We start from the raw sequence: 6,000 nt of genomic DNA, 5'->3' as shown, positions 1-6,000 counted from the left end.
GTTTTATTTTCACTTCCATTGTAGCACCTATTTGCCGAAAACTGTAAATTTAGCCATCTCTTTAAAATGCCAATTATCGGCATTATATTAGCGGAAATATTTTTTAATTTACGAGCTTAAGAGATTGTGTTTTCCTTCAAGGTCTCTTTTCGAATTTGTAGGCATGAAAAAGGAATAAACCTACAAGGTTTTAAAAACCTTGCAGGAGTTAAAGTGCTACCCCAATTTAATCGAATTTTGATAAGATGAAAAAAATATTTTTACTGATAATTGCCATTTTTTGCAGTGCTCCTTTATTAGCTCAGAAAATTGCAGTCTTAAAATACAGTGGCGGCGGTGACTGGTATTCAAACCCCACTGCCTTGCCCAATCTTATTGAATTCAGCAACAAAAATATCAACACTGCAATAGAAAAAAAGCCAGAAACGGTAACTCCAGGCGCTGCAGATATCTTTCAGTATCCATATATTCATATGACCGGTCACGGAAATGTCTTTTTTAGTGATGAAGAGGCAGAAAATTTGAGAAAATATCTTTTAAGTGGCGGTTTTCTTCATATTGATGACAATTACGGGATGAATGAATATATCAGGAAAGAACTGAAGAAGGTTTTTCCGGAGAAAGCATTAACCGAGCTTTCTGCCGATCATCCTGTTTTTAGTACCTCCTATAAATTTCCAAACGGTTTGCCCAAGATTCATGAACATGATAATAAGCCGCCACAGGCCTTCGGGCTTTTCGAAAATGAACGGTTGGTTTGTCTGTTTACCTATGAAAGTGACCTGGGAGACGGCTGGGAGAATCCCGAAATTCATAATGATCCTGAAGAAGTGAGGCTAAAGGCTTTACGAATGGGAGCGAATATCTTAAAATACGCGTTTGAAAATTGAAAAAACAACTTTCACACCAGCAGTCCAGGTTTAATAAAAGAGAATGCCCTATAATCCTAATCCTCGATAATGTTTCAGGTGAGGCCAATATTGGCAGTATTTTTAGACTGGCCGATGCCTTTGGAATAGAAAAAATAATATTCTGCGGAACCTTTCCGAACTTAACCAGTAACAGGTTAAAAAGAACAGCCAGAAATACACATGAATATGTGAGATTTGAAGTTTTTGAGCAGACAAAAGAAGCTGTTGAAAAATATAAGGATGAGTCTTATACTCCTTTTGCCTTAGAAATTACAGCTGAAAGTGCCGCAATAGAATCCATAAACTTTTCTGAATTTGCAAAAATCTCGCTGGTAATAGGGAATGAAGCTAATGGCATACAGGAGGAGATACTTTCCCTTTGCAATAAAGTTTTTCATATTGAGATGTTTGGAAACAACAGCAGTATGAATGTAGCCCAGGCAACAGCAATTGCCCTTTATGAAATCAGAAAAAACATTCAGCTTTAAATTAAAATAATATATTTACGCTGTGAATGCAAAGGAACTTTCTTACGGAATTTTACGTGCTACCGGTATCATGCTGGGAATCATACTGCTACTATATTTCCTATATGAAATCCAGTCGGTTTTAGTATATATTGCTATTGCAGGTGTCATTTCCCTTATTGGACGGCCGGTGGTTATTTTTTTAAAGCAAAAGCTAAAAATTCCAAACCAGATGGCTGTAATTCTGGTGCTTTTGCTGGTACTTTCTTTCTTTACCGGAGTTGTTTTTGTATTTGTTCCAATTGTCATAGAACAGAGTCAGCATCTGGGACAAATAGATATGGAAGCATTTAGGACTGATTTAAATAACCTTAATACCCAGATTAATACTTACCTGGGTGTGGAAGAAATAAATATTATAGAAGGACTTAAGCAAAGTGAGTTTGTAAGAAACTTTGATATTACTGCAATTCCAAAGTTTTTAAACAACGTTTTCGGAATTCTTGGCGCTGCCCTTGTTGCTATATTCTCCATAATTTTTATTTCATTTTTCCTGTTAAAGGATAGTAAATTAATGATTAACAGCATCCTTGTTTTTGCGAATCAGGGCAATGAGGGGAAATTTCAAAGAGTATTTAATAAGATTAAAATTTTATTATCACGCTACTTTGTGGGTCTTACCATGCAGGTAAGTGTATTATTTATCCTTTATACAATCCTGCTAAGTGTCTTTGAAGTCAGAAATCCCATTGCTATCGCTTTTATTTGCGCCACGCTAAACCTGGTTCCTTATTTAGGTCCTTTATTTGCGGGAATCCTGATGGCTCTTTTTGTAATCTCAAGTAACTTAGGAGCCGATTTTACTGTAATAATTCTACCACGCCTAATGTATGTGATGCTGGGTTATGGAATTTGCCAGTTGATCGATAATTTTATTTCACAGCCCATGATTTTTGGAGCTAGTGTACGTTCGCATCCACTCGAGATCTTCCTTATTATCTTAATTGCCGGATTACTTTTTGGAATTACCGGAATGGTGGTTGCCGTTCCCTTTTACACCGCTTTAAAAGTAATTGCAAAAGAATCTTTAAGTGAATATAAAATTGTAAAGAGACTAACCCGGGACCTTTAAAATTCCAGTTTTGAACGCACACTTACTACACAAAGATGTTCAGGATTTTATTCAGGAGAACCGGAATTCAGATCTTTCAAGATTAATTCTTAAAGGGAGTCCTTTTCCTAAAACCACGGTTCAGGAGCTTGCTGTACAGATAAAGGGCTTAAATACTTCGGAAAAAAAGCTGCCTACCTGGTATCATACTAATGGAATCTTGTTCCCGCCAAAACTAAATCTTGAGCAGACATCTTCAGAAAAAACAGCCAGTTATAAAGCTGAGATTATTAACGGAGAGCGGCTAATCGATATTACCGGAGGATTTGGAGTAGATACCTATTGCTTTTCAAAAACCTTTAGGGAAGTGATTTACTGCGAAATGAACACAGAATTAGCTGAAGTTGCCTCTCATAATTTCAAAAAATTAGGTACAGAAAATATTGAGGTGCTTACAGGGAATGGAATAAGAATTTTAGAAAAAAACCCCTCTGAATATGACTGGATATTTATAGACCCTGCGAGACGCGATAATAAGGGAGGCAAGGTCTTCAGGCTTCAGGATTGTCTTCCTGATGTTCCGAAGCATCTCGAGTTACTTTTCTCACGAACGGACAATATCCTTATCAAAACGTCTCCCCTACTTGATTTAAAAGCAGGTCTTGAAGAACTTCAAAATGTAGTGGAAATACACATCGTTTCCGTAGAAAATGAAGTAAAAGAATTGCTGTGGATATTGAAGAAAAATTTCACTTCTGAAATTAAAATCAAGACGGTAAATTTTCAGAAGAAAGGAGATCAGTTTTTTGAAAATATTCCAGGAACAGAAGTCGCAGATTTACAATATTCCCTGCCGCGAAAATTTATTTATGAGCCCAATCCCGCAATCATGAAAAGCGGATTGTTTGCGGAACTTGGCCGGCAAACACAGACTGAAAAGTTGCATCCAAACTCCCACTTATTTACTTCTGATGAAGAAAAATATTTTCCAGGAAGAATATTTCAAATAATTGATGTTAAGCACTTTAATAAAAAGAACCTGAAGAAAGAGTTTAAAGGTGAGAAAGCGAATATAACCACTAGAAATTTTCCTGAATCGGTTTCAGAAATACGAAAAAAGTTTCAGATAAAAGACGGTGGTAGGGACTACTTGTTTTTTACAACCAATTTGGATAATGCAAATATTGTGATAAGATCCCGCAAGATCTAGAAACATCTTCGAAGAACTTTCAACAGAAAAGTGGTCACTTGAATTTCAACATTTTCGGCAATAAGCAGAACCGCTAACTCTTCACAACGTGTTTTTGTTCAGAATAAGAAAAAAGGAAGTAGAATACAACCCATAGTACCAGCGCTAATAATCCTGCTAAAACAAAACTTCCCAGAATATATAGCCCGAGACTCTGAAAAATTTCAGCCGAAGAATCGAAATTTTCCATGCTGAGTTTCCAGTCAAGACCATTACCAGAAATTAAAGAACCCATTTGGTAACTTCCGTAGATAATAAATGGAATGAGCGGCGGAATACTGATATTTGAAAACAAAAATGCGATTACTTTGTTTAACCGGAAAATAGCTCCCAGGGAAAAAACCAGGAGTGTATGTAAGCCCCAAAAGGGCGAAATTCCAATAAAAACACCTAATGCTATGGCTGCAGCTTTTTTGTGCGCCGGTTCCCGACTTTTTACAATGTCTTCTTTCCAGAATCTCTTAAACCCTTTCTTTTTAAAGTCCTGATATTTGTTGCGTGGATGTATATAAAAGAAGCTTACCAGTACAAACCACATGTAAAGCAATGTAATACGTGTAATGTCCCAGAAAGGCCGAAAGTGTGTCACCCTGTTTTTTTCGTAGAAGACTTTTATCGGGATATTTTTAACTTCTACATTTCTCCATGCCGATTTTACAATAATCTCAATTTCAAATTCGAATTTACGGGTATAAAACCGGATGTTGTTCACCACATTTAACGGGTAAAGCCTATACCCGCTCTGCGTATCACTGAGCTGAGTGCCAGTAACTACAAGAAACCAAAAGTTTGAAAATTTATTCCCCGTTGAGCTTTTTCCCGGTATACCATCGCGTCCCATATTTCTATCTCCAACAAGAAGTAATTCCTGGTCTCCGGATTGCCTGCTTTCCAGCTCGGTTAAGAAGATATCCAGATCATCGGGGTAATGCTGTCCGTCGCTATCTATTGTTATAGCATATTCATAACCCAGTTCCTGAGCAAATTCAAATCCTCTGTTAAGGGCCACGCCTTTTCCTCTATTTTCCTTAAAATGCAGGATTTCCAGATCAGAAAATCCGGTTAAGATATCCCGGGTATCATCTGTGGAACCATCATTTACCACTACTATATTTTCTGTATATACCAAAAGATCCTGAAGGACACTAGCCAGAGATCCGGCATTGTTATAGGTTGGAACCAGGACACAACAATTAAATTTGATGAACCTGGATTGGTATATAGGCGATTTACTCAAAATATTAGCTTTAAAAAGAGGTCAAAAATATTATTTAAAACAGAAAGGGAATAAAACTTTTCCAGAAAGTTAAAACTAATTATAGGACGCGTTGATTTTCAATGCCAGACAACCATTGTTTCGGGCATTTCCTTTTAAGGTAATGGCTTTACCGACTTCTTCAATTTCAGATTCCAAAATTAAAATATCATCTACATTAGGATCTACAACAGCCATAAACTTAACATTATTTGCTTTTGAAAACTTTAATTCCCTACCTGTTTGCCGCTCCAGTTCCTCTTTGAACATCTGCATTAGAATAACTCCGGGTGTCACCGGACGGTCGGGAAAATGCCCCTGATAAAGTTCGTGGTCTTTCCTGATTTTAATTTCAGTAAAAAAATGTCCATCTTTCTTGGTGGTTTGAACTACCGAATAAAAATCTTTTAAAAGCATTTTAGCTATTGTATAACGGTTAAATAAAAATAAGCAGAAAATATAAGATTATCTCAGTTCTGAAGGAGAATTCTAAGGATTAATAGCACCTTCAGATTTCAAATTACTGTCACTGTCCGCATATCTGAGGTGGCTATAATATTCCCGTTTTCATCCTCTGTTCTCGCGGTGACCATTGTAACATTCTTGATTTCATGTTGAATGTCTACATAAGTTGTAAGTCGGGTACCAATCTTGGGCAGGATTAGAACTTCAACAGATTTTATTGAACCAATAAAACCGGTTTCCGGCTTTTCCAGTCCGGCAAGAAAACCTCTATAGCCTCTATGGAGTGACATGCTTTGGGCCATATGTTCTATGACACCAGGTTCTGAAAATCTACCATTTTGAACCAGAATGTTATCAGCCGGAATGGTGAATCCCATCTTTCCAGCGAGATGGCTGTATTCATACAAGCTATCCACCATTACAAAAGGTGGTTTTTGCGGAATAAGCTGTGTAATTCTTAAAGCATCCAATATTGGTTCTTGTAGTATGTTTTCTGTCATAGTTTTCGCTAAAGGCTAGAGAACGTTCCCGGAACGTCTGTT

At 37.0% G+C, this 6,000-nt stretch carries 7 protein-coding genes; 4 read left to right on the top strand and 3 right to left on the bottom strand.

Annotated elements, in window-relative coordinates; all coding sequences use genetic code 11:
* Nucleotides 1-245 precede the first annotated feature (245 nt).
* Genes RM545_RS15880 through RM545_RS15865 form a run of 4 tightly spaced genes read left to right on the top strand, consistent with a single transcriptional unit; the run spans nt 246 to nt 3,699 of the window.
* A complete protein-coding gene (locus tag RM545_RS15880; protein WP_311496272.1) occupies nt 246-890 on the top strand; it encodes a DUF4159 domain-containing protein in 645 nt (214 codons plus the stop codon).
* Complete coding sequence (locus tag RM545_RS15875) at nt 887-1,399, top strand: TrmH family RNA methyltransferase (RefSeq protein WP_311496271.1); 513 nt, start codon at nt 887-889, stop codon at nt 1,397-1,399. Before RM545_RS15880 ends, RM545_RS15875 begins: the two co-directional genes overlap by 4 nt.
* Before the next feature lie 22 nt (nt 1,400-1,421).
* Nucleotides 1,422-2,510, top strand: coding sequence for an AI-2E family transporter (locus RM545_RS15870; RefSeq protein WP_311496270.1), 1,089 nt, complete (start codon nt 1,422-1,424; stop codon nt 2,508-2,510).
* 10 nt (nt 2,511-2,520) lie between these two features.
* Entirely contained in the window at nt 2,521-3,699 is a 1,179-nt protein-coding gene (locus tag RM545_RS15865) for a THUMP-like domain-containing protein (RefSeq protein WP_311496269.1), read from the top strand.
* 73 nt (nt 3,700-3,772) lie between these two features.
* Here the strand turns inward: RM545_RS15865 and RM545_RS15860 are convergent, their stop codons facing one another.
* The 3 genes from RM545_RS15860 to RM545_RS15850 form a co-directional block, all read right to left on the bottom strand.
* Nucleotides 3,773-4,975: a DUF2062 domain-containing protein gene (locus RM545_RS15860; protein WP_311496268.1), complete on the bottom strand. Its 1,203-nt coding sequence runs from the start codon at nt 4,973-4,975 to the stop codon at nt 3,773-3,775.
* Between the two features lie 75 nt (nt 4,976-5,050).
* Nucleotides 5,051-5,410 carry an ApeI family dehydratase gene (locus tag RM545_RS15855; protein WP_311496267.1) on the bottom strand — a complete coding sequence of 120 codons (360 nt, stop codon included), beginning with the start codon at nt 5,408-5,410 and terminating at the stop codon, nt 5,051-5,053.
* Nucleotides 5,411-5,508: 98 nt separating this feature from the next.
* Nucleotides 5,509-5,958: a hotdog family protein gene (locus RM545_RS15850; RefSeq protein WP_311496266.1), complete on the bottom strand. Its 450-nt coding sequence runs from the start codon at nt 5,956-5,958 to the stop codon at nt 5,509-5,511.
* Nucleotides 5,959-6,000: the final 42 nt, after the last annotated feature.

Origin of the sequence: Autumnicola lenta (assembly GCF_031846515.1) — a bacterium.
Lineage (GTDB): Bacteria > Bacteroidota > Bacteroidia > Flavobacteriales > Flavobacteriaceae > Autumnicola > Autumnicola lenta.
The sequence above is the reverse complement of the archived record's forward strand: the minus strand, read 5'-3'. Positions and strand labels throughout refer to the sequence as shown.